The sequence below is a fragment of the Trinickia sp. NRRL B-1857 genome (assembly GCF_050470685.1).
Taxonomy (GTDB): Bacteria; Pseudomonadota; Gammaproteobacteria; order Burkholderiales; family Burkholderiaceae; genus Trinickia.
Genome location: NZ_JBFLUK010000011.1, coordinates 1534806 through 1558672, shown reverse-complemented (window position 1 = coordinate 1558672; position 23867 = coordinate 1534806). Strand labels below are relative to the sequence as shown.

At 63.1% G+C, this 23867-nt stretch carries 20 protein-coding genes; 15 read left to right on the top strand and 5 right to left on the bottom strand.

What is annotated here, in order from left to right; translation table 11 throughout:
* Positions 1–211 precede the first annotated feature (211 nt).
* Entirely contained in the window at positions 212–1408 is a 1197-nt protein-coding gene (gene fdhA, locus AB1286_RS27330) for a formaldehyde dehydrogenase, glutathione-independent (RefSeq protein WP_430366336.1), read from the top strand.
* A 94-nt stretch (positions 1409–1502) separates the two neighbouring features.
* Here the strand turns inward: fdhA and AB1286_RS27325 are convergent, their stop codons facing one another.
* Positions 1503–3212 carry a methyl-accepting chemotaxis protein gene (locus AB1286_RS27325; RefSeq protein ID WP_430367337.1) on the bottom strand — a complete coding sequence of 570 codons (1710 nt, stop codon included), beginning with the start codon at positions 3210–3212 and terminating at the stop codon, positions 1503–1505.
* Positions 3213–3456: 244 nt separating this feature from the next.
* Here AB1286_RS27325 and AB1286_RS27320 point away from each other — a divergent pair, with 244 nt between their 5' ends.
* On the top strand, positions 3457–3864 hold the full coding sequence (locus tag AB1286_RS27320; protein ID WP_430367336.1) for a CBS domain-containing protein: 408 nt from the start codon (positions 3457–3459) through the stop codon (positions 3862–3864).
* Position 3865: 1 nt separating this feature from the next.
* On the opposite strand, the gene AB1286_RS27315 is transcribed toward AB1286_RS27320, so the two are convergent.
* Entirely contained in the window at positions 3866–5329 is a 1464-nt protein-coding gene (locus AB1286_RS27315; protein ID WP_430366335.1) for a PLP-dependent aminotransferase family protein, read from the bottom strand.
* A gap of 94 nt (positions 5330–5423) precedes the next feature.
* Between AB1286_RS27315 and AB1286_RS27310 the strand changes: the two genes are divergently transcribed.
* Entirely contained in the window at positions 5424–5903 is a 480-nt protein-coding gene (locus AB1286_RS27310) for a cupin domain-containing protein (protein WP_430366334.1), read from the top strand.
* A gap of 22 nt (positions 5904–5925) precedes the next feature.
* Here AB1286_RS27310 and AB1286_RS27305 read toward each other — a convergent pair whose 3' ends face one another.
* Positions 5926–6558, bottom strand: coding sequence for a glutathione binding-like protein (locus AB1286_RS27305; RefSeq protein ID WP_430366333.1), 633 nt, complete (start codon positions 6556–6558; stop codon positions 5926–5928).
* A gap of 74 nt (positions 6559–6632) precedes the next feature.
* Between AB1286_RS27305 and AB1286_RS27300 the strand changes: the two genes are divergently transcribed.
* Entirely contained in the window at positions 6633–7292 is a 660-nt protein-coding gene (locus AB1286_RS27300; protein ID WP_430366332.1) for a TetR/AcrR family transcriptional regulator, read from the top strand.
* A 121-nt stretch (positions 7293–7413) separates the two neighbouring features.
* Here the strand turns inward: AB1286_RS27300 and AB1286_RS27295 are convergent, their stop codons facing one another.
* The gene (locus tag AB1286_RS27295; RefSeq protein ID WP_430366331.1) at positions 7414–8163 is read right to left on the bottom strand and encodes an NAD-dependent epimerase/dehydratase family protein; all 750 of its coding nucleotides are present in this window, start codon (positions 8161–8163) and stop codon (positions 7414–7416) included.
* A gap of 69 nt (positions 8164–8232) precedes the next feature.
* On the opposite strand from AB1286_RS27295, the gene AB1286_RS27290 reads away from it, so the two are divergent.
* A complete protein-coding gene (locus tag AB1286_RS27290) occupies positions 8233–9732 on the top strand; it encodes a PLP-dependent aminotransferase family protein (protein ID WP_430366330.1) in 1500 nt (499 codons plus the stop codon).
* Positions 9733–9759: 27 nt separating this feature from the next.
* Here the strand turns inward: AB1286_RS27290 and AB1286_RS27285 are convergent, their stop codons facing one another.
* A complete protein-coding gene (locus AB1286_RS27285) occupies positions 9760–10779 on the bottom strand; it encodes a GlxA family transcriptional regulator (protein WP_430366329.1) in 1020 nt (339 codons plus the stop codon).
* Positions 10780–11234: 455 nt separating this feature from the next.
* On the opposite strand from AB1286_RS27285, the gene AB1286_RS27280 reads away from it, so the two are divergent.
* From AB1286_RS27280 to AB1286_RS27235, 10 genes are all read left to right on the top strand, one after another.
* A complete protein-coding gene (locus AB1286_RS27280) occupies positions 11235–12509 on the top strand; it encodes a serine hydroxymethyltransferase (protein ID WP_430366328.1) in 1275 nt (424 codons plus the stop codon).
* Between the two features lie 61 nt (positions 12510–12570).
* Positions 12571–13542 (top strand): dipeptidase, encoded by a 972-nt coding sequence (locus AB1286_RS27275; RefSeq protein ID WP_430366327.1) that lies wholly within the window; start codon positions 12571–12573, stop codon positions 13540–13542.
* Positions 13543–13577: 35 nt separating this feature from the next.
* Positions 13578–14108 carry a DUF5943 domain-containing protein gene (locus tag AB1286_RS27270; protein ID WP_430366326.1) on the top strand — a complete coding sequence of 177 codons (531 nt, stop codon included), beginning with the start codon at positions 13578–13580 and terminating at the stop codon, positions 14106–14108.
* A gap of 73 nt (positions 14109–14181) precedes the next feature.
* Entirely contained in the window at positions 14182–16245 is a 2064-nt protein-coding gene (locus AB1286_RS27265) for an FAD-dependent oxidoreductase (RefSeq protein ID WP_430366325.1), read from the top strand.
* Between the two features lie 2 nt (positions 16246–16247).
* Positions 16248–18173: a (Fe-S)-binding protein gene (locus tag AB1286_RS27260; RefSeq protein ID WP_430366324.1), complete on the top strand. Its 1926-nt coding sequence runs from the start codon at positions 16248–16250 to the stop codon at positions 18171–18173.
* A gap of 6 nt (positions 18174–18179) precedes the next feature.
* The gene (locus tag AB1286_RS27255; RefSeq protein ID WP_430366323.1) at positions 18180–19364 is read left to right on the top strand and encodes an electron transfer flavoprotein subunit alpha/FixB family protein; all 1185 of its coding nucleotides are present in this window, start codon (positions 18180–18182) and stop codon (positions 19362–19364) included.
* The gene (locus tag AB1286_RS27250; RefSeq protein ID WP_430366322.1) at positions 19361–20158 is read left to right on the top strand and encodes an electron transfer flavoprotein subunit beta/FixA family protein; all 798 of its coding nucleotides are present in this window, start codon (positions 19361–19363) and stop codon (positions 20156–20158) included. The genes AB1286_RS27255 and AB1286_RS27250 overlap by 4 nt, the downstream gene beginning before the upstream one ends.
* A 142-nt stretch (positions 20159–20300) precedes the next feature.
* Entirely contained in the window at positions 20301–21542 is a 1242-nt protein-coding gene (locus AB1286_RS27245) for an aromatic ring-hydroxylating oxygenase subunit alpha (protein ID WP_430366321.1), read from the top strand.
* Positions 21543–21560: 18 nt separating this feature from the next.
* On the top strand, positions 21561–22712 hold the full coding sequence (locus AB1286_RS27240; protein ID WP_430366320.1) for an FAD-binding oxidoreductase: 1152 nt from the start codon (positions 21561–21563) through the stop codon (positions 22710–22712).
* 120 nt (positions 22713–22832) lie between these two features.
* Positions 22833–23696, top strand: coding sequence for a glycine betaine ABC transporter substrate-binding protein (locus AB1286_RS27235; RefSeq protein ID WP_430366319.1), 864 nt, complete (start codon positions 22833–22835; stop codon positions 23694–23696).
* The last annotated feature ends 171 nt before the right edge of the window (positions 23697–23867 follow it).

Genomic DNA, 23867 nt, shown 5'->3' with positions numbered 1-23867 from the left:
GGCTCCAACGATAGGCGTTTTGCGCCGCGCCATCAATCGATTAGGGGTGGATCGCACCGTTCGTGTCGGGTTCTAGCAAGCGCGTGTCGCGTTTTGTACGATCGCGGCCGCCCGTTGCGGACTACGCTGCAAACGGCGGCGGAAGGGGCGCACGCGCTCCCCCGCAACAGGGATCGCCGGTCGGCGGTCGAGACGACAGGAGACGAATACGATGAGTAGCAACCGAGGTGTCGTGTATCAAGGGGCGGGCAAGGTCCAGGTGCAATCGATCGACTATCCGAAGATGGTCGATCCGAACGGTCGCTCGATCCAGCACGGCGTGATTTTGAAGGTCGTGAGCACGAACATTTGCGGCTCCGACCAGCATATGGTGCGAGGCCGCACGACGGCGCCGGAAGGGCTCGTGCTGGGCCATGAGATTACGGGCGAGGTGATCGAAGTGGGGCGAGACGTCGAGACGCTGAAAGTTGGCGATCTCGTCTCGGTGCCGTTCAACGTCGCCTGCGGTCGGTGCGCGATGTGCAAGGAGCAGCACACGGGCGTCTGCTTGAACGTGAACGCATCGCGGGCCGGCGGCGCATATGGCTATGTCGACATGGGCGGATGGATCGGCGGTCAAGCCGAGTATGTGCTCGTGCCGTATGCCGATTTCAATCTGCTGAAATTTCCCGACCGCGATCACGCGCTTGCGAAAATTCGCGATCTGACGTGCTTATCCGACATTTTGCCGACCGGTTACCACGGCGCGGTGACGGCCGGCGTGAAGCCCGGCTCTACCGTCTACGTCGCGGGCGCGGGCCCCGTCGGTATGGCCGCGGCCGCATCCGCGCGCCTGCTCGGCGCGGCGGTCACGATCGTCGGCGACATGAACGAAGAGCGCCTTGCGCACGCGAAGGCAATGGGTTTCGAAACGGTGAATTTGTCGCTCGATGCTTCGCTCGGCGAGCAGATCGAGCAAATCCTCGGCAAGCCGGAGATCGATTGCGCCGTCGATTGCGTCGGCTTCGAAGCGCATGGCCACGGCAATGCGCATACGCAAGAAGCGCCGGCGACGGTTCTAAACTCGCTGATGGAGATCACTCGGCCCGCGGGCGCCATCGGGATTCCCGGTCTTTACGTGACGGACGATCCGGGTGCGACGGATGCGGCCGCCCGGCGCGGCAGCTTGAGCCTTCGCTTCGGCCTCGGTTGGGCGAAGTCGCATTCGTTCCATACGGGACAAACGCCGGTCATGAAGTACAACCGCAACCTGATGCAAGCGATTCTGTGGGACCGGTTGCCGATCGCCAAGATCGTCAACGTGACCGTCATTTCGCTCGAGCAAGCACCGGAAGGGTACAAGGCGTTCGATGGCGGTGCCCCGCGCAAGTTCGTCATCGATCCGCATGGGATGCTCAAGGCAGCCTAACCGCGGCATGAGACTGCCGCCCATCGCGTAGCACCAAGCGACGGGCGGCCGACCGATACAGTAGGCGGGCGCGCCTAGCGGCGCGCCCGTCGTCTCAAGCGAAAGCTCGCACGGCGCCCGCGCTCGGCAGCTTGAACACGGCCGCGGCCGCGCGCAGCTTGCCGGCCTGATCGCTCATGGAATTCGAGGCAGCCGCGGCTTGTTCCACGAGTGCCGCGTTTTGCTGCGTCACGTGGTCCATTTGACTGACCGCCGTGTCGATTTGCTCGATGCCGCGGCTTTGCTCTTCCGACGCGGCCGTGATCTCCCCGACGAGATCCGCCACGCGACGGATCGCATGCTTCACTTCCACGATGTTTTGTCCCACTTCGTCGGCCTTCGATACGCCGTCGCGAACGGTGTCTATCGACGTTTCGATGAGATCCTTGATCTCCTTGGCGGCCGACGAGGAGCGCTGCGCAAGGCTGCGGACCTCGCTCGCCACGACGGCGAAGCCTCGGCCTTGCTCGCCCGCGCGGGCGGCTTCGACGGCCGCGTTCAGGGCGAGGATGTTCGTTTGGAACGCGATGCCCTCGATCAGCGAGATGATGTCGGCGATCTTGCCCGAACTCGTACTGATGGCGTTCACCGTCGTCACGAGCGCTTCGACCGACACCGTGCCTTTCTCGACGGTCGCGACCGCGTTGGAGCCGATCATGTTGGCTTGCCGCGCGTTTTCGAGGTTTTGCTTCACGGTGGCCGTCAGCTCGCTCATACTCGCGGCCGTTTCTTGGAGCGAGGCGGCTTGCTGTTCGGTGCGGGCCGACAGGTCGTTGTTGCCGGCCGTGATTTCGCCCGACGCCGTCGCGATCGCGTCGGTGCCGTTGCGCATGTCGGTCACGATGCGAACGAGGCCGTCGTTCATCGTTTGCAGCGACCGCATCACACGCGAGATCTCGTCTTTCGAGGCCGGATCGGCGTGACTCACGTCGAAGTGCGAAGTAAGATCGCCTGAGGCGACTCGGCCGGCCGTCGATGCAGCCACTTCCAAGCCCGCGACCACCCGCTTGAAGATGATCTGGAGCATCAGCGCGAAAAACGCCAGCACCCCGATCGCCACGATCGCCGAGATGATCTTCCACATATGCGCCGTTGCCTGCGCATCGGCGATCGCGCCTTCCGTACGATGATCGAGCAAGATCAGGAAGTCGTTGATCGGGTGCATGATCTTCGCCTTGAACTGGTGATAGTTCGCATCGAACATCATCGTTCTGGCTTTCTCGAGATCGGGCTGGCCTTGCGTGAAATTGCCGCTCGCATCTTGGGTCCGACCCTTGACGAGATTCATGGCGATCGTCTCGGTCTTCACGAGATCGTCGGAGTTTTGCTCGGCTTCGTGGAGCTTGGCGAACTCTTCATCCGTGAAGCCCGCCTGCTTCATCATGTCTTGCAGCGCGATCGTCTCGCCGGTGCCCGAGTCCGCGGGCTCCCCGGCGGCGCGGAAGTCCCAGTAGATACGATCGTAGTTCAGCGGCCGAGGGGCTTTGCCGCTGCGGATCGCCAAGATGTCGTTGTATTCCTGCTCCCACTTCTCGTCGCCGGTGACGACATACGTCCGCGCGAGGCGAGTCAAATCGTCGGAGCTACGGCGCAGCTCGTTCGCCAATTGCGTGGAGACATAACGGCTCTGATAAGCCTGCGCGACGTGCTGATTCGCGACGTCGAGCCGCCATTCGCAAAAACCGACGGCGACGGCGGCGACACCCAGTAAACCCAAAAGCAGCGATACTTGTTTGCGCAATGAAAGGGTGTTTAGAAATCCCACGGTGTTCTCCGGTTGGTCTATCACGCGTTGATGACTCGTTATCGTCGTCTCGATCGGATGTTTGAATAAGTGGTATTCCGTACGTCTTATATTGGCGTCGCGCCGAAGCGTGCCCTAGTATCGATTCGAAGGGGCGATATTCGCTTGGTGTGAACGAATCGTCGGGAAACATGCGTGCGATACAATGTTTGCCCGCATTGCGCGGGTATCCGCCTATTGAGCGAGAACACGAACAAAGATGACCATGTACGTAAGCGAACTCATGACGACGCGCCTCGTGACCGTCGGCTTCGACGAAACGTTGGCGACGGTGCGCGAGATTTTTCATCACGCCAACTTTCACCACTTGCTGGTGGTGGACGATGGCGTGCTACAGGGTGTCGTGTCCGACCGGGATTTGCTCTCGGCGCTGAGCCCGTTCATCGACAGCGTCGTCGAAAACGCGCGCGATCTGGGCACGCTCGGCAAGCGCGTCCATCAAATCATGTCGCGCAAGCCCGTCACGTTGACGGCGGAGGCGACGGTGGCCGACGCCATTGCGCTTTTCATTGCCAATCCGATCTCTTGCATTCCGATCGTGGACCGCGCGTTCAGGCCGGTAGGAATCGTCAGTTGGCGCGACATCTTGCGCACGGATCCGCGAGCGGCTTGATTCAAGCGCGGCCGATCGCGCGAGCCAGGCGCGCGATCGATGCCTCGATCTCCTCTTCGTCGATGCAACCGAATCCGAATGCGATTCCCGCACTCGCGCTAGCGCTCGCTCGACGCTCGAGTAAAAAGCTGCCGGCGTCTCGCGCGCCGGCGGCATACTGTGCCGTAAGCGAAGCGATTCGCTGCGCTTGTCTCCGATCGCGATACCGCGCATAAAGGTGAATGCCGGCGCCGGGCTCGACGGGAATCAGCCAGTTGCCTAAATCGCGATCGATTGCCGCGAGCAACGTATCTCGCCGTCTGGCGTAGCGCTTACGCATTCGGCGCGTGTACCGAGCCAGATCGCCATCGAGAATCAACCGTGCCACCGCCTCTTGGATGGCGACGTTGCCGCCGTTGTCGGCGCTCTGTTTTGCCTCCGTCAGCGCTTCGATGAGCCAGGGTGGGGCGACGATATAGCCGAGGCGCAGCGCCGGAAACAAGCTTTTCGAAAACGTGCCGACATACACGACCTTTTCATTGCGATCGAGCATTTGCAGCGCATCGAGCGGTTGCGTTCCGTAACGGAATTCGCCGTCGTAGTCGTCCTCGATGATCACGGCGCCATGCCGTTGCGCGAAATCGAGCAGCGCGCGCCGGCGCGCAAGCGACATTGCGACGCCGGTCGGAAACTGATGCGACGGCGTGACGCAAACGATCCGTACATCCGGCGGCAAACGATCCACGATAAGCCCTTGCTCATCGACGCAGATCGGAACGAGTTGCGCGCCGGCCGCCGACATGGCCGCGCGTAGCGGCGGATAGCCGGGATCCTCGACCGCGACTTTCGTTTGTCCGCGCGTGACGAGCACGCGCGCGAGCAAGTCGAACGCCTGTTGCGCACCCGAGGTCACCACCACGTCGTTGTCGGTGCAGACGACGGCACGCGCGTAGCCGACATGCTGCGCGATAGCCGCGCGAAGCAGCGGCCTGCCTTCGGGCGCGGGGTAGCCGAATGCATCGGCGAGTGCGGGGCTCGATGCGCGCATCAACGCGCGGCGCCAGACATCGGATGGGAACCAGCGGTGTTCGGGTACGCCCAATTCGAAACCACGCGTGATTGAAGATCTCTCGGTCGCCTCCGCGGGTCCTGCTTTGCGCCAATCCATCGCGGGTGGGCGCGGGGCCAGCCGGGGCTGCCGCTTGCGTCCGCTCATGCCGGTTTGCGTCGCGACGTTCGCGACTTCGGCCGCCGCGCCGGCCCGCGTGACGATGAATCCCTCCGCCATGAGCAGATCGTAAGCGGCGATTACCGTGTTGCGCGCGATCCCGTAGGCTTGCGCCACGCGACGCGTAGACGGTAGCCGCGTGCCGGCGATCAGTCGTCGCTCGATGATCGCCGCGCGCAATTGCTGATGCAGTCGTTGCACCCGGCTACCGGGACCGCGCTTGGCGAGCTCGAGCGGAAACTCGAAAACTGGTTCCATCGATGGGTTAGAGACTGGATCAAATGTTGAGCCAGTGTACCGCTAAAGTGCGGCGCATACGGCTTCCTCTCCGCCGTTCAATGGAGCTACCGCCATGAGTCACATCGAGCCGAAATTACCCGCATCGCCGATCGAATATCTTCCCGCGCGCATTGCCAGTGCGCCCGACATGCCGTGGATTCCCGAATCGCCCGTCAAGGCATGGAAGCCCTTGAGGTTTTTCTCCGACGGCAGCGGGTTCGTCGAATTGATGCGTATGAGCCCGGGCGCGATCATGCCGTTGCATCGGCACACCGGTGCGATTCACGCGTTCAATCTCGAAGGCGAGCGTCTGCTATGCACGGGCGAGCGTATCGGCCCGGGGCAATACGTCTATGAGCCGCCGGGCAATACCGATTGGTGGAAGGTGGTGGGCGACGTGCCATTGGTCGTCATGGTCGTCGTCTATGGCGAAGTCGAGTTCATCGGTGCCGATGGGACGGTGCGCAACCGAGTGGGCGCGTCGACCCAACTGGCTGCGTACCGTCAGTACTGCGAAGCGAACGGCTTGGCGGTGGCGGATTTAATCGACTAACGGCTAAGCGGCGTGCGTTTGCTTAGACGCGCTGACGGGCGAGCTCGGCACGAAAGAGGGCGAGTTCCTCTTCGAATCCGCGCGCGGCGGCGGGCCGCGCCATGACCCGCTTCATCAGACCCAGTGCCGCCGGCCACGGCGCGAGATCGACGTCGCAATAGCGCGCCCAGTTCAGCACGACGGCCAGATAAATATCGACGATGCTGAAGCGCTCCAGCATCCACTCCCGAGCGGCGAGATGCGCTTGCAGCATTTGCATGCGCCGCGCGACGTGCTCGCGCGCGTAGCGTTTGACGTCGTCGTTCGCCTTCTCGTCTAAAAGCGGCACGAACAAGGCTTTGTGCAGCTCGGTACCGATGAATCCTAGCCACTGGTGCAGGCGTGCGCGTTCGAGTCCGTCGACGGGAGCAAGCTTTGCGGCCGGGAATCGATCCGCCACATAGGGCAAGATCGCCGAATTTTCGAATAACAGCGAACCGTCGTCGGTACGCAAAACCGGCACTTGTCCGAGCGGATTGATCGCGAAAAAGTCACTGCCGTCCTGCAACTGCTTGCGCTTGGTGTCCACCTGAATGTATTGCGCCTCGTAACCGGCTTCGTAAAACGCAATGCGGGTGGCGAGCGAACACGCCATCGGCGAAAAGTACAGGTCCATCCGCTATCTCCTCGTTGGTTGGTTTTTGTACTATAGTGAACAAAATTTCGAACGGTCAAGTAATTTTGTTCTAGATGGTACAAAAAAAGACGGAAGACAATCGGGCGGAGCCGAAGCGCTCGCGCGGCCGCCCACGCGCATACGACGCGGCCGATGCACTGGCGCGCGCACGCGACACGTTCTGGCGAAGCGGTTACAGCGCAACGACGCTCGATGATTTGAGCTCGGCGATGGGCATGAATCGGCCCAGTTTGTACGGCGCCTTCGGCGACAAGCACGCGCTGTATCTCGCGACACTCGAGCGCTACATCGAAGTCAGCTTGGCTGCGATGGATAAGGCATTGAGCGAGGATCTGCCGCTCAAGGACGCGCTGATGCACGTGTACGACCTTGCGCTGGGTCTCTACTATCGCTCGGGTCACGTGGCCAACGGCTGTTTCCTGACGGGTACGGCCGTGGTCGAGGCGATGAACGACGAGGCCGTGCGTACGATCTTGGCCGACGGTTTGCGCGTCTTCGATCGCTCGTTCGAGAGACGGCTCGAGCGTGCGCAGCGCGACGGCGAACTTTCGCAGGATGCCGATCCAGCCGCGTTGTCGCGGATCGCATCGGCGATCATGCATTCGCTGGCCATGCGCTCGCGGGCGGGCGACGAACGTGAGACGTTACGTGCGACGGCCGAGGCGGGCGTCGCGTTGATTTGCGCCTCGAACGCGACCACTGCAAAGAAGTGATCCACTGCACCGATTCATCTGGTATGGACGAGCGGGCGCGCACTGCCGAAGAGAGTGCGCGCGCTCGTCGATTTTCTGGCCCTGCGGATCGGCGCCGAAGTCGGCTGACACGCCGGCTCGTTCAATGGGCGGCCTCGTGCTCCACGCGCAGCTCCGGCCGCCAGCCGAATTCGCGTTTGGCCTTTTCGCTCGTGACTTCGGCGCCGTCCTCGGCGATGTTGAACGCCCCGCCGCGCGGGTGCCGAACCGCGAGCAACGCCGCCCAAGCCGCGGCTTCGACGTGCAGCGGGCTGGCGCCTTGCGGCGTGTCGCGCCCGGTGCCGGGACCGTACAGATTGCCGTAGCGCAGTACGGTGCCGATCCCGCCCGATTCGTTGAGGCTCAGGACCCAACGCTCAAGCGCTGCGGTGCCGACGACAGTGACGGCGCGCGCGCCTTCGGCGCAAAGGTCGAGCGGGTGCGATTCCTCGTAAGGCTGGGCGCCGGGTGCATACGCCCAGGCGATGCTCTGCGCAACGACGTGCTCGCATCCTGCCGCACGGGCCGCCGCCACGAGATTGGCCGTTCCTTCGCCGCGAATGCGCGCGTTTCGCGCCACGGCGTCGCCCATGAGCTTGGGATCGAGCCCCGGCGGCAAATCGGTCAATTGATGAATGACGATGGTCGGCGCGATGCATTCGATCGCATTGGCCAGCGTTTCCCGGTCGAATATGTCGACGAGGATGGGGTGCGCGCCCGCAGCCCGAATCGCGTCCGTTCGCTCCAGCCGCCGTGTCGTCCCATATACCTCGTATCCGGCGTCGACGAGCAGCGGTGTCAGCGCGGCGCCGATGGCCCCCGCGGCGCCTGCCAAAAAAACTTTTCCTTTCATGGGTCCGATCCTCCCTTAACGATTCCGTGGTAGTTTGATCGCGCCATGCACCACTGAAAAGAACCAAAAATGAAGAAAGCGACTAGGCCATCGATGGCGCCGGCGAATCGCGGAACGGATGAGCGAACATCGATCGCGCGAATCGATCGGCGCAAGCAGGTTCCGCTCTCGCTGCAAATCTACGAGCGGATTCGCGCGGCGATCGATAGCCGCGCGCTGGCGCCCGGCGCGCGCGTTGCGTCGGCGCGCGTGCTCGCGAGCGAGCTCGGCGTCGCGCGCGGAACAGTGGAGGCGGCGTATCAGCGGCTTGCGGGGGAAGGCTATTTGCTTGCGCGTGGGCCGGCCGGAACGGTGGTCTCGCCGAATCTTCCGCTATCGTCGCGAGGCCGCTCGGCGAGCTCCGACGCCGCTTCCGAGAGCGCGAGTTCGTTCGGGCGGAACAAGGGCTCGCCCGCGCTTGTCGCGCTGCCGCCGCTGCCGTTGCAACTCGGCGTTCCGGCACTCGATGCATTTCCACGCAAGACATGGTCGCGTCTTGCGGCAAGGCGCGTTCGCAGTGCGCAACCAACCGACCTCGGGTATGGGAATCCCTCGGGAGAACCGGCGTTGCGGCAGGCTATCGCGGCCTATTTGCGGGTGTCTCGCGGGATTGGCTGCCGCCCGGAACAGGTGTTCGTGACATGCGGCTACCGCGCGTCGCTCGCGCTGACCGTGGGGACGCTATTGCAGTCGGGCGACTGCGCATGGATCGAAGATCCATGCCACTTGGCTACGCAAGCGGTGCTGGAGCGGCTGGCGGTGACGATGGCGCCGATTCCCGTCGACGAAGAAGGTATTGCCGTATCGGTGGGGTGCTCATCCGCACCCGCCGCGCGATTGGCGATCGTCACGCCGTCGCATCAAGCGCCGCTTTGCGTGTCGATGACGGTATCGCGCCGTCTAGCGTTGCTCGAGTGGGCTGCGCGAGCGAAAGCATGGGTGTTCGAAGACGACTACGACGGCGAGTTTCATTACGCGGGTCCGACGCTGCCGGCGCTCAAGAGCCTCGATTCGCGCGACCGCGTGATCTACGCGGGCAGCTTCTCGAAGGCGCTCTTTCCCGCGCTATCGATGGGCTACATCGTCGTCCCCGATGCGATCGCGCCGCTTTTCGAAAAGGCCGTGCGAGCGGGGGCAGGCGGGAGCGGGGCGCGTTTAGCGCAAATCGTCGTGGCCGATTTCCTGACGCAGGGGCATTTCGCCCGCCATTTGAAGAAGATGCGATCGCTCTATGCGCGCCGCCGTACGTGGCTTGCCGATGCGCTGCATGCCGCGTTTAGCGAGCGCATTCAGATCGATCAAACGCGCGGGGGCATGCACCTCATCGTGCGGATTCGTTCGCGCGCCGGCGATCGTTCGCTCTCGCGGCGTGCGCGGGAGATCGGGCTGAGTTGCCAGCCGCTGTCCGAACGATATGCGAAGGCCGGGCCAAAGCAGCAAGGCCTGTTGATGGGATTTACGAACGTAGGCTCGCCGAGCGAGGCGGACGCGATCGCCCGCCGATTGCGCGACGCGTTGACCGCCGCGTGATAGGCGAAGGCGAGCGGATAAGCCGAATCAGACGTGCAATGCCGGTGCGGTAGGCGCGCCGGCTGCCGAGCGTGCGAGCGGCGCCACCTGCTTGCGGCGTTCGCGCGTCGGCGCGGTGCCGAATGCGTCGCGATAGCTCTTGCTGAAATGGCATGCCGATTGAAAACCGCACGCCATCGTGATGTGCATGATCGACATGTCGGTTTGCAACAGCAACTCGCGCGCGCGTCGTAGCCGCAGCGTGAGGTAGTAATGCGTGGGCGTCATGCCGAGGTGCTCGCGAAACAGCCGTTGAAGCTGCCTTTGCGACATATTCGCGAGCCGTGCGAGTTCTTCGCGCGACAGCGGCTCCTCGATATTGTTCTCCATCAATGCGATGACTTCGAACAGCGACTTGTTTGCCGAGCCCAGGCGCGCGACGAGCGGCATCCGTTGCTGGGCGCTCGTATCGCGGACGTGTTCGACGATGAACTGCTCGGCGATTTGCGTGACGCGAGGCGTGCCGATTCGCGGTGCGATCAAATGCAGCATCATATCGAGCGGCGCCACGCCGCCCGTGCAGGTGATCCGATCGCGATCGACGACGAATAGCTCCTTCAAGAAACGCGTGCCGGGGAACTCTTCCTTGAGCGCCGACATGTTTTCCCAATGAATGGCGCAGGCGTAACCGTCGAGCAACCCTGCGCGCGCGAGTGCATAGGTACCCGTGCATAGGCTGCCGAGCGCAGTGCCCGACCGCGCGAAACGGCGTAACTCGGATAAATGCGCGTTCGTCGTGGAGTGCTGTACGTCGATGCCGCCGCAGACGAAAACGACGTCGGGCTGCTGCTCGAGCGACGACACGGGCACCGTTTCGACGGCCAATCCGTTGCTGGCCATGATTGGGCCGCCGTCGGGACTGACGACCGACCAGCGGTAGAGCGTCTGGCCGCTGAGATAGTTCGCCATCCTAAGCACTTCGACCGCATTCGAAAACGCGATCATCGTGAAGTTCGGCAGGGCCATGAACACGAAGTTCGACAGCGATGCAGTGCGGTCAGGGGACATGGGGACGTTCCTTTGAATCCGATCTAATGCTGCTGCGGCTACCGCCGAGCCGGCGCGTTTCATTGTGGATTCCAGGGCAACAAGCATGCCATACGGCTTAACCCTATACCCGCGCGGTGCGGCGATTTATGCTGCACCGCAGCCGTGCGCCGGTGCCCAGCGAGCGCCCGTCTCGGCATGCGATTGGTGCATTCGTGCTGCATTGCGAGGTGGTCGCGATTCGGTGCGTATCGGCGGCGCTCCCGGCTCGCCGTCGCCGCCTATCGCCCGATCGTCGCCGCATCGATACGGCGCATCCGACTTGTCCAAAACGGACGCGCGTGTCGGAAAAGGTAAAGAACGCGTCTGAATTCGTCAATCCGCAAAAAGGGCGAACCGCAAGAATAGAGCCGTCGCCAACGAACGCCGGCGGCGCCGAACCGCACAGTGCGCCGCGCCCTCATTACGGATACGCCATGTCGAACACAGAGCCGTTTTTCACGCAGACGCTTGCCGACCGCGACGCCCCCGTGCGCGCGGCCGTGCTTCGGGAACTCGAGCGGCAGCAGTCGCAAGTCGAGTTGATCGCATCGGAGAACATCGTTTCGCGCGCCGTGCTCGAGGCGCAGGGTTCGGTGCTGACCAACAAGTACGCGGAAGGCTATCCGGGCAAGCGCTATTACGGCGGATGCGAGTTCGTCGACGAAGTCGAGGCGCTGGCGATCGAGCGCGTGAAGCGCCTGTTCGGCGCGGGCTTTGCGAACGTGCAACCGCACTCGGGTGCGCAAGCCAACGGATCCGTCATGCTCGCGCTCGCCAAACCCGGCGATACGGTGCTCGGCATGTCGCTCGATGCGGGCGGGCACCTGACGCACGGCGCCAAGCCGGCCCTCTCGGGCAAATGGTTCAACGCCGTGCAGTACGGCGTGAATCGAGACACGATGCTGATCGATTACGACCAGATCGAGGCGCTGGCCGCCGAGCATCGGCCTAGTCTGATTATTGCGGGCTTCTCCGCTTATCCGCGCGTGCTCGACTTCGCCCGCTTCCGAGCGATTGCCGACAGCGTCGGCGCGAAGTTGATGGTCGACATGGCCCACATCGCCGGGATCATCGCGGCCGGCCGGCACCCGAACCCGATCGAGCACGCTCACGTGGTGACCTCCACGACGCACAAGACATTGCGCGGCCCGCGCGGCGGCTTCGTGCTGACGAACGACGAAGACATCGCCAAGAAGATCAATTCGGCCGTGTTCCCGGGCTTGCAGGGCGGACCGCTCATGCACGTGATCGCGGGCAAGGCCGTCGCCTTCGGCGAGGCGCTCGAAGACGGCTTCAAGGGTTACATCGATCGAGTCCTCGCCAATGCGCAAGCGCTCGGCGCGGTGCTGCGCGAAGGCGGCGTCGATCTCGTGACGGGCGGCACCGACAACCATCTGTTGCTCGTGGATCTGCGGCCGAAGGGGTTGAAGGGCACGCAAGTGGAAACCGCACTGGAACGCGCCGGCATTACCTGCAACAAGAACGGCATTCCGTTCGATACCGAGAAGCCGACGGTGACGTCGGGTATTCGTCTGGGTACGCCGGCCGGCACGACGCGCGGCTTCGGCGTAGCGCAATTCGAGCAGATCGGACGGCTGATTTTGGAGGTGTTCGAGTCGCTCACTCGCCACCCTGAAGGCGACGCGCAAACGGAACAGCGCGTGCGACGCGAGATCTTCGCGCTGTGCGAACGCTTTCCGATTTACTGATCGGACGCGCGCACGCTTGCATGACCGCTTCCATTCGCCCCGTCCAAGCCAGGAGCCATTGATGTCCACTCTTCATGAAAACAGCATCGTCATCGACGGTTTAAATATTTCCAAGTTCGAGCGCTCGGTGTTCGAGGACATGCGCAAAGGCGGCATCACGGCCGCCAACTGCACGGTCTCGGTCTGGGAGAGCTTTCCGAAGACCGTCGACAACATCGCGCAGATGAAGCAGCAAATTCGCGAGCACGACGAAATCTTGACGCTCGTGCGCACGACCGACGACATCTTGCGCGCCAAGCGGGAGAACAAGACCGGCGTCATCCTCGGCTTTCAAAACGCACATGCGTTCGAAGACAACCTCGGCTATATCGAAGCGTTCCACGACATGGGCGTGCGCGTGGTGCAGCTTTGCTACAACACGCAAAACCTCGTCGGCACGGGCTGCTACGAGCGCGATGGCGGCTTGTCGGACTTCGGCCGCGAAGTCATTACGGAGATGAACCGCGTCGGCATCATGGTCGACCTCTCGCACGTGGGCGGCAATACGTCGTCGGAAGCGATCGCGTTTTCGAAGAAGCCGGTCTGCTATTCGCATTGCCTGCCGTCCGGGCTCAAGGAGCACCCGCGCAACAAGAGCGACGCGCAACTGAAGGAGATCGCGGATGCCGGCGGCTTCGTCGGCGTGACGATGTTCGCGCCGTTTCTCAAGCGCGGTATCGACGCGACGGTCGAAGACTATATCGAAGCGATCGACTACGTCGTCAATTTGATCGGCGAGGATGCCGTCGGGATCGGCACCGATTTCACGCAGGGTTACAGCGTCGATTTCTTCGATTGGCTTACGCACGACAAGGGGCGTTATCGCCGCCTGACGAACTTCGGCAAGGTCGTCAACCCCGAGGGTATCCGCACGATCGGCGAGTTTCCGAACTTGACCGCGGCTATGGAGCGCGCCGGCTGGAGCGAGACGCGCATCCGCAAGATCATGGGCGAGAACTGGGTGCGGGTATTTCGCGACGTATGGGGCGCGTAACGTACCGTTTTTGATTTCGAACGAGGACCCTCTAGATGCAACCGCAACTTCCGATCGACGTCGATGCCGATACCGGCGTTTGGACGACCGACGCGCTGGCGATGCTTTACGTGCCGCGCCATTTCTTCACGAACAACCACGTCGCCGTGGAAGAGGCGCTCGGACGCGATGCGTACGCCGAGATTCTCTATCGCGCCGGCTACAAGTCGGCCTATCACTGGTGCGACAAGGAAGCCAAGCAGCATGGGCTGACGGGCATGGCGGTGTTCGAGCATTACTTGAAACGCCTTTCGCAGCGCGGTTGGGGTCTGTTCACGATCGCGGAAGCCGACCCGGCGCGCGCTCACGCGCGTATCGAGTTGCGCCACTCGTCGTTCGTTCTGGCCCAGCCTGAAAAGGAGGGAAAGCTTTGCTACATGTTCGCCGGCTGGTTCGCCGGCGCCATGGATTGGGTCAATGACACGGCCGGGGGCGGTAAGGCCCCGCGTTCACAGTCGAAGGAGACGCAGTGCGCGGGCGAAGGCCACGAGCATTGCGTATTCGAAGTCTCGCCGCTGCCGAACTAATTGATCGGCGACGCAAACCCCATCGCTATTTCGCAATACAGCTCGTCAGAGAACACGCTCGAGGTCGATCGACATGCGCTACCCCCATTTGTTCAAACCGATGACGCTGAACAAGCTGACGCTGCGCAACCGCATCGTCAGTACGGCGCATGCGGAGGTCTACGCGGAGCCGGGCGGGCTGCCCGGAGACCGATATATCCGTTATTACGAGGAAAAGGCGAAGGGCGGCGTGGGTCTGGCGGTGTGCGGCGGCTCGAGCCCGGTATCGATCGACAGCCCTCAGGGATGGTGGAAATCGGTCAATCTGTCGACCGATCGCGTCGTCGATCCCTTGAACCGGTTGGCCGAAGCCATGCATCGGCACGGCGCGAAGATCATGATTCAGGCCACGCATATGGGACGCCGCTCCGCGTTTCACGGCGAGCATTGGCCGCACTTGATGACGCCCTCGGGGGTGCGCGAGCCCGTGCACCGCGGCAATGCGAAGACGATCGAGGTCGAGGAAATCCGTCGCATCATCGCCGACTTCGCGCTAGCGGCCAAGCGCGTTCAGCAAGCGGGCATGGACGGCATCGAAATCTCGGCGGCGCACCAGCATTTGATCGATCAGTTCTGGAGTCCGCGCACGAATTTCCGGACGGACGAATGGGGCGGCTCGCTCGCGAACCGGCTGCGCTTCGGCGTTGAGGTGTTGACGGCGGTGCGCGAAGCCGTCGGACCCGATTTCGTCGTGGGGCTGCGCATGTGCGGCGACGAGTTCCACGAAGACGGACTCGATCACGAGCAACTGAAGGAAATCGCGCAAGCGATGTCGGAGACGGGCCTCATCGACTACCTGGGCGTCATCGGCTCCGGCGCCGATACGCACAACACGCTGGCCAACTGCATGCCCCCGATGGCCTTGCCGCCCGAGCCGTTCGTTCATCTCGCGGCCGGGATCAAATCGGTGGTGAAGGTTCCGGTCATGCACGCGCAAAGCATCCGCGACGCGGGGCAGGCCGAGCGTTTGCTCGCATCGGGGATGATCGACCTCGTCGGCATGACGCGCGCGCAGATCGCCGATCCGCATATGGTCATCAAAATCCGCGACGGTCGCGAAGACGAAATCAAGCAGTGCGTCGGCGCGAACTACTGCATCGATCGTCAATACAACGGCTTGGACGTGCTGTGCGTGCAAAACGCGGCCACCTCGCGCGAAGCGACGATGCCGCACGTGATCGAAAAGTCTCGTGGGCCGAAGCGCAAGGTCGTGGTGGTCGGCGCGGGGCCGGCGGGACTCGAGGCGGCGCGCGTCGCGCGCTCGCGCGGCCATGACGTCGTGCTGTTCGAGAAGAATACGGAAGTGGGCGGTCAGATCGTGCTGGCGTCGAAGGCGCCGCAGCGCGAGCAGATGGCCGGCATCGTCCGGTGGTTCGATATGGAGACGAAGCGGCTCGGCGTCGATCGTCGGCTCGGCGTCGAGGCCGACGTGAACACGATCATGGCCGAGAAGCCGGACATCATCGTGCTCGCCACCGGAGGCCGCGCATTCTCGGATCAAGTCGCTGCATGGGGCGTATCCGACGGAGTTGCCGTGAGCTCGTGGGACATCCTCTCGGGCCGTGTCGAGCCGAAGCGCAACGTCCTCGTCTATGACGGCGTGAGTACGCATGCCGGTGCGGGCGTGGCCGACTTCATCTCGAGCCGCGGCTCCAATGTCGAAATCGTGACGCCCGACGTGAAGGTGGCCGACGATTGCGGCGGCACGACGTTCCCGATCTTCTATCGACGGCTCTATGCGCAAGGCGTGATCCATACGCCGAATTACTGGCTCGATCGTGTCTACGAAGAGGGCGGCAAAACGATCGCCGTGCTGCGCAACGAATACACGGAGGAGCAAGAGGAGCGTGCCGTCGACCAAGTCGTCATCGAAAACGGTAGTACCCCTAACGATTCGCTTTACTGGAAGCTCAAGCCCGAATCGGTGAATCGCGGGCAAACCGACGTCAACAAGCTCTTCGCGGCCGAACCCCAGCCGTCGCTGTCGGAAACGCTCGGCAACGGGCGCTTCCTGCTGTTCCGTGTCGGCGATTGCATCTCGATGCACAACATCCACGGCGCGATCTACGATGCGCTGCGGCTTTGCAAGGACTTCTAACCATGAGCCCGGCGTTTCTGATCACAGTGTTGCTGTGGCTTTCGGTGGCGGGGCTCGCATTTGCCGTTGCCAAGCGTTCGGCCTATTGGCGGCTCGGGCGTGCGACCGCGCCCGGCGCGTTTGGCGTTTCGAATCTGTTCGCGATTCCCAAGCGATATTTCGTCGATCTGCACCACGTGGTCGCGCGTGACCCGTATATCGCCAAGACGCACGTCGCCACGGCGGGCGGTGCGATCGCCGCGCTCGCGCTCGTGTTCGTCAATTACGGTCTTGCGATCTATTCGCCCTGGCTCGACAAGCTGATCTTTCTCGCGGCGCTCGCGATGCTGATCGGTGCGGTATTCGTTTGGCGCCGCAGGCAAGCGCGCGACGTTCCCGCTCGGCTCTCGCGCGGACCTTGGAATACGCTGCCTTGGCTGCTGGGCTCGTTCGCACTGGGGCTGCTGCTCTTCACCGTCGTGCCGGCCGCGGCGATGTCGCGTGCATTCGCCGTGATTTGCGCGGTGCTGATCGGCATGGGCGCATTCGCGATGACGCTCGGCGCCGCGAAGGGCGGGCCGATGAAGCATGCAATCGCCGGTCTGTTGCACCTTGCCTTTCATCCGCGCCAGGAGCGGTTCTCGGCAACGGCCGCGGCTTATACGGGAAGCGGCAGCGCCGTTCCCCCCACCGCGCTGAAGACGCCCGATCTCGAACGCAGTGAATTCGGTGTGTCGAAGCCCGTCGAGTTTCGCTGGAATCAACTGCTGAGCTTCGATGCCTGCGTGCAATGCGGGAAATGCGAGGCCGCGTGTCCGGCGTTTGCCGCGGGGCAGCCGCTCAATCCGAAGAAGCTGATCCAAGATCTCGTCGTGGGCATGGTCGGCGGGACCGATGCCGCCTACGCCGGTAGCCCGACGCCGGGTATCGCCGTGGGGCGCCACGGCGGCGATCCCAACGGGCCGATCGTGTCGGGGCTGATCGAGTCGAACACGCTTTGGTCGTGCACGACCTGCCGCGCTTGCGTACAAGAGTGCCCGATGCTGATCGAACATGTCGATGCGATCGTCGACATGCGCCGGCATCGTACGCTCACCGAAGGCGGTATTCCCGGCAAAGCGCCGGAAGTCCTCGCCAACTTGCGCGAGACAGGCAGTGCCGGAGGCTACGATATTGCCGCCCGCTACGACTGGGCCGTGGATTTGAACGCGCGCGTCGCGGAGCCGGGCGTGGCGGTCGACGTGTTGCTGATCGCCGGCGAGGGCGCGTTCGACATGCGCTATCAACGCACGTTGCGTGCGCTCGTCAAAGTGCTGAACAAGGCGGGCATCGACTTCGCTGTGCTCGGCGGCACCGAAGCCGATACGGGCGACGTCGCGCGGCGACTCGGCGATGAAGCGACGTTTCGCGCCATGGCCAAACGCATGACGGCGACGCTCGGCGCGCTCAGTTTCAAACGGATCGTGACAGCCGACCCCCATGTCATGCACAGCCTGCGCAACGAGTACCGCGCGTTCGGCGTGCGTTATGAGGTTCAGCATCATACGAGCTTGCTGGCGGAACTCGTGCAATCGGGCCGCATTTCGCCGAAGGCGTCGGCCGCGTTGACGGATAAACGCATCACCTATCACGACCCGTGCTATCTCGGCCGCTATAACGGCGAAACCGAAGCGCCGCGGCGCGCGCTCAAATCGATCGGCATCAAGGTGATCGAGATGGAGCGTCACGGCATGCGCGGGCGCTGCTGCGGCGGAGGCGGCGGAGCGCCGCTCACGGATATCCCCGGCAAGGCGCGCATTCCGGACATCCGCATCGCCGATGCGCGGTCGGTCGGCGCGGACGTCGTCGCCGTGGGCTGTCCCAATTGCACGGCGATGCTCGAAGGCGTCGTGGGGCCTCGCCCCGAAGTGCTCGACGTTGCCGAACTCGTTGCTTCCGCGCTGGAGTGATACGCCATGACGACCATCAAACGAATCGATCCGCGCCGGCCGTTCGTCATTGCCGCATCGGGGCTCAAGCGCATTACGCTCGGCGAGGAGCGGGCCGGCGATGCGGCCGATGCGGCGATGTTCGCCGCGCCGCTCGGCGCACATGCGCCGGCGCCGAAGCCGAAACGGGCCTATGAAGCCGGTGTTCGCACGCTGTTAGCCGTCGCCCATAGCGACCGCGGCGCGCTCGACGAACACGCCCGTCAGGCGCTCGCCGCCGCAGCCATTCTCGCCGATGCGCGAACGGAGGTGGCCCTGCTCGTATTCGGCGAGCTGACTGACGATGCGGCTGCGCTCGGGGCGGACAAGGTCGTCCAGTTGCCGCTGTTGGCCAGGCCGGCGTTCGCCCCCGACAAGACGCTTGCCGCGCTATGCGATTGCGTCGATGCGTTCGCACCGGCGCACATCTTCATGCCCGACAACGCGACCGGCGACGGCGATCTCGGCCGCCGGTACGCGGCGCGAGCGCGTGCGAGTATCGCGACGCACGTGGTCGAGATCGATGCGGAGCACGTGGGCTGCTATGTGGATGCGGGCCGCGCCTTCGCCACTCGCAGTTTGCCCGACGTGATCTTGCTCGATCCCGAGGCGGTATCGGCCAAGCTTCCGTTCGTTGGGGCGGGAGAGGCGGTCGCGTTGCGAACGGACGGCGCAGCCGAGCGACGGCACGATGCCGGACGCTATGCCGACCGCGGCACGGCTCAGCTCGACGCGGCGCAAGTCGCGCTCGAAGAAGCCGACTTCATCATTTCCGCGGGCAACGGCGTGACCGACATTGCCGCCTTCGAGACGCTGGCCCGTACGCTCGGCGCCGCGATAGGGGCGAGCCGTGTGGCCGTGGACAACGGTCATTTCACGCGCGACAAGCAAGTGGGCGCGACGGGTAAGACCGTCAATGCGAGCGTCTACATCGCGTTCGGCATTTCGGGCGCCGTCCAGCATCTGCAAGGGATCAAGGACTGCCGGCACGTAATCGCGGTCAATTTGGACGCGAGCGCGCCGATCGCCAAACGCGCCAATCTGACGGTGGTCGCCGACGCGCAATCGACGATGCGTGCGTTGACCGACGCGGTCGGCGAAGCGAAACAGGGCGGTCACAGCCATGCTGGGGCTGCTGCGAGTACCAACGTGCGAGAGGGATTGGCTGCATGAAAGCGGATCTGAAACCGAAACGTACGCCGAACCGTATTGCGGTACTGGTGTCGGTGGGACGGCATCGCGTGAGCGGTGTCTCGTGCTATAGCCGAAACGATGCGTGCGCGCTCGAAATCGCTCGCATGCTTGCGCAAGCGAATGGGGCCGAGCTCGACGTGGTGCATGCGGGCGATCCGTCCAATCTCGCGTTGACCGATTACCTGGCGCTGGGCGCGCCGCGCGTGGACGTGTTGAGGTGCACCGACGGGGACGATGCCGCAGCCTTGATCGCCGATCGTTTGCGCGGCGTCTCGCTCGTGCTCACCGGCACGCGGGCCGAAGGCGCCTATGACACCGGCATGCTGCCGTACCGCGTGGCGAACGCGCTCGGCTATGCACTGATCGATTCGGCACTCGACGTGGCGATCGACGGCGAGCGTGTTGCGGTGACGCAGTTCTTGCCGAAGGGCTTGCGCCGGCATATCGATGCTTCGCTGCCGGCCGTCGTAGCCGTGCATCCGCAGGCCGGCGCGGCGCCGCGCTATGCCTATGCGCGCAGTGTTGCGGGTTCGATCGAGCCGCAGCGCACGGCGTGCGTTCATGACGCCGACGTCGACGCTTGGCGCACGGCCCCGGTTCATCGTAAGCCGATCAAGCTCGCAGCGGCCGAAAAGCGTTCGGGGCATGCGCGGATGCTGACGGCGACGACGACGGAGAGCCGTGGCGGAAACGTCGTAATTGAAGGGACTTCGGTCGAAAAAGCACAAGCCATCTTGGGGTATTTGCGGGAGCATCGACTCGTCGATTACTGAATTCGCAGGGTTTGCAGCAGATAAACCGCATCTGGCCCTTGCGACGAGCACTCGCACGAGGCGTGAGCCGAAGCGGACACGCACAACACGTTATGCAGACAGTATTCAAAGCACTTAAAGCACGTAAGCATTCGGAGCAGACATGACCGTATCCGTAGACATTCGCGCGCTCATCGATCGGCGCAAACAGGGTTACAGCTTGGAGGCGCCGTTTTATCTCAGCGAGGAGATCTTCGCGCTCGATATGGAGGCGATCTTCCGCAAGCACTGGATCCATGTCGCGGTCGAACCCGATATTCCCGAGCCGGGCGACTATGTGACCGTCGAGCTCGCCGGGGAATCGGTCCTGATCGTCCGCGACGACGATATGTCGATCCGCGCGTTCCACAACGTATGCCGGCATCGCGGCGCGCGCTTGTGCAACGAAGAGCGCGGCACCGTGGGCAACATCGTTTGCCCGTATCACAGCTGGACCTACAACCTGAGCGGCGCGCTGATGTTCGCCGAGCACATGGGCGAGAAGTTCGACCGCTGCAAGCATAGCCTCAAGTCGGTGCACGTCGAAAGCTTGGGTGGCTTGATATTCGTTTGCCTTGCGGAACAACCGCCCGTCGATTTCGCGATGATGCGCGCGGCGATGGAGCCGTATCTGCTGCCGCACGATTTGCCGAACTGCAAGATCGCGGCGCAGGTGGACATCATCGAAGAGGGCAATTGGAAGCTCACGATGGAAAACAATCGCGAGTGCTATCACTGCGTCGCGAACCATCCCGAGCTGACGATTTCGCTCTATGAATACGGGTTCGGCTATCAGCCGTCGCCTGCCAATGCCGAGGGAATGGCGGCGTTCGAACGCACTTGCGTCGAACGTGCGGCCCAGTGGGAGGCGATGAGCTTGCCCTCGGTGGAAATCGACCGCTTAAGCGACGTCACGGGTTTTCGTACGCAGCGCTTGCCGCTCGATCGCAGCGGCGAATCGCAAACGCTCGATGCACGCGTGGCGTCGAAGAAATTGCTCGGCGAATTCAAGCGCGCCGATTTGGGCGGGCTCTCGTTTTGGACGCAGCCGAATTCGTGGCATCACTTCATGAGCGATCACATCGTGACGTTTTCGGTGATCCCGCTGTCGGCCGGTAAAACGCTCGTGCGTACGAAGTGGCTGGTGCACAAGGACGCCGTGGAGGGCGTCGATTACGACGTCGAGAATCTGACGGCCGTCTGGAACGCAACGAATGCGCAGGATCGCACGCTCGTGGAGTTCTCGCAGCGCGGCGCGGGCAGCAGCGCGTACGAGCCCGGTCCCTATTCGCCGTACACGGAAGGGCTCGTGGAAAAATTTTGCGATTGGTACATCCGGCGCCTGGGCGCTCACGTCGGGGCTTAGCGGATAACGAGGCACGACATGATGCGAGACGCGCAAACCTTCGAGCTGCAAGACGGACGCCTCGCGCGGCCCGCCTTTTGGGGCGCCCTGGGCGAGCCGTGGACGAGCGATGCGGAGGAAACGCTCGTCTGCTGCCAGGTCCGGCAGGAGACGCACGATGTGAAGAGTTTTTTCTTCATGTCGCGAGCGGGGCGGACGTTTTCTTTCGAACCCGGGCAGTTCATCACGCTCGAGCTCGAGATCGACGGCGAGGCGATCAACCGCTGCTATACGATTTCGTCGCCGCCCACGCGGCCTCATACGATTTCGATCACGGTCAAGCGCGTGCCCGGCGGGAAAGTATCGAATTGGCTGCACGATACGCTGCGTCCGGGCGATTCGGTCCGCGTGCTCGGGCCTGCCGGGGAATTCACCTGTGCACGCCATGCCGCCGGCAAATACTTGTTCTTGTCGGCGGGCTCGGGCATTACGCCGCTAATGTCGATGAGCCGTTCGCATCATGAGTTGGGCGAGGACCGCGATATTGTTTTCGTGCATAGCGCTCGTACGCCCGACGACGTCATCTTCGCCCGCGAGCTTGAGCTGATCGCGGCGAATCAGCAGCATTTCCGGACCTCGTTCGTCTGCGAGCGGGTGGGACAGCGCACGACTTGGCCGGGCATTACCGGTTTTTTGACGCTGCCGTTGTTGCGGCTGATCGCACCCGACTTCATGGAGCGCGAGATCTTCACCTGCGGCCCCGCGCCTTATATGAAGGCGGTGCGCGATATGCTGGCCGAGGCGGGCTTCGACCGGTCGCATTATCACGAGGAAAGCTTCTCTTTCGATTCGCTGCCCGCGGCCGAGCAGGCCGCGGCGTTGGAAGGCGCGAGTGCGCCGGCCGGTGATGCGCAAACGGACGATGCTACGACGTTCTCGGTCACGTTTGCGAAGATGCGCCGGGATATCGAGTGCGGGGGGCACGAACACGTGCTCGATGCGGCGAAGCGCGCGGGCGTTCGTCTCCCCGCATCGTGCACGCAGGGCATGTGCGGGACGTGCAAGGTAAAGCTGGTTTCGGGACAGGTGGACATGCGTCATAACGGGGGCATTCGTCAACGGGAGATCGACCAGGGCATGGTGTTGCTTTGCTGTAGCAAGCCGCTTAGCGATCTCGTCGTCGACAAATAACGACACGCGCGGGTCGCTCACGGACAAGCGCATGTCGGAAACCGCACTCACAAGCGATTTATGGCTTCGCAATCTAAAGCCTGTGACACCCGCGCCGCGGACAGACCTGGAGAGACCATCATGAATTTACTTAGACGATTGCTGACGACCGCCGTGCTCGGCGCGACGCTGGCGTGTGCCGTGCCGGCCCTGGCGGACGGCAAACCCACGATCAAGATCGGCTATGTCGAGGGCTGGGACGACAGCGTCGCGACCTCGAACGTGGCGGCGCAAATCATCGAAACGAAGCTCGGGTACCCCGTCAAGCTTGTGCCCGTCGCGGCCGGCGTGATGTGGGGCGGCGTGGCGCGCGGCGATTTGGACGCGACGCTCTCGGCTTGGCTACCGGCTACCCACGCGGCGTATTGGGATCAATACAAGTCGAAGGTCGAGGACCTCGGCGCGAATTTCAACGATGCGAAGATCGGGCTCGTCGTGCCGGCCACGGTGAAAGCGACGTCGATTTCCGATCTACAAGCTCAAAAGAGCGATTTCGGCGGACGTATCGTCGGTATTGACGCGGGCGCGGGCGTCATGAAAAAAGCCGACGACGCGATCAAGGCCTATAACCTCGACTATCAACTCATGCCGAGCTCGGGCAGCGCGATGACCGCGGAGCTTGCTCGTGAGATTCACGCCGACAAACCGATCGTCGTGACCGGATGGGCGCCGCATTGGATGTTCGCGAAGTGGAAACTGAAGTTTCTCGAGGATCCGAAGAAGGTGTTCGGCGGCGCCGAGCATGTCGACAATGTGATCAACCCCGAGCTTGAGAAGAAGGCGCCCACCGTCGTCGAATTCTTGAAGAAATTCCAGTGGAAGCCGGGCGAGATCGACGGTGTAATGCTCGCGGCTCAAAACGGTACCAAGCCGGTGGATGCGGCGAAATCATGGGTGTCGGCGCATCCCGACCGCGTGTCGGATTGGCTTGCCGGCGTGAAGTAGTCGCACCGAGCATCAAGTATCAAGTATGGAGCAGGGTCCCTGGCGGGGCGCACGGTCGGAAAGACCGCTGCGTCCCGTTTTTTTTGGTTGCGATCGGCGATGTATTTCGACGTCGAGCATGCGCGAACTCCGCGCCGGTTGCTTGCGCGGAGCGATACCAAGGCGATCTTC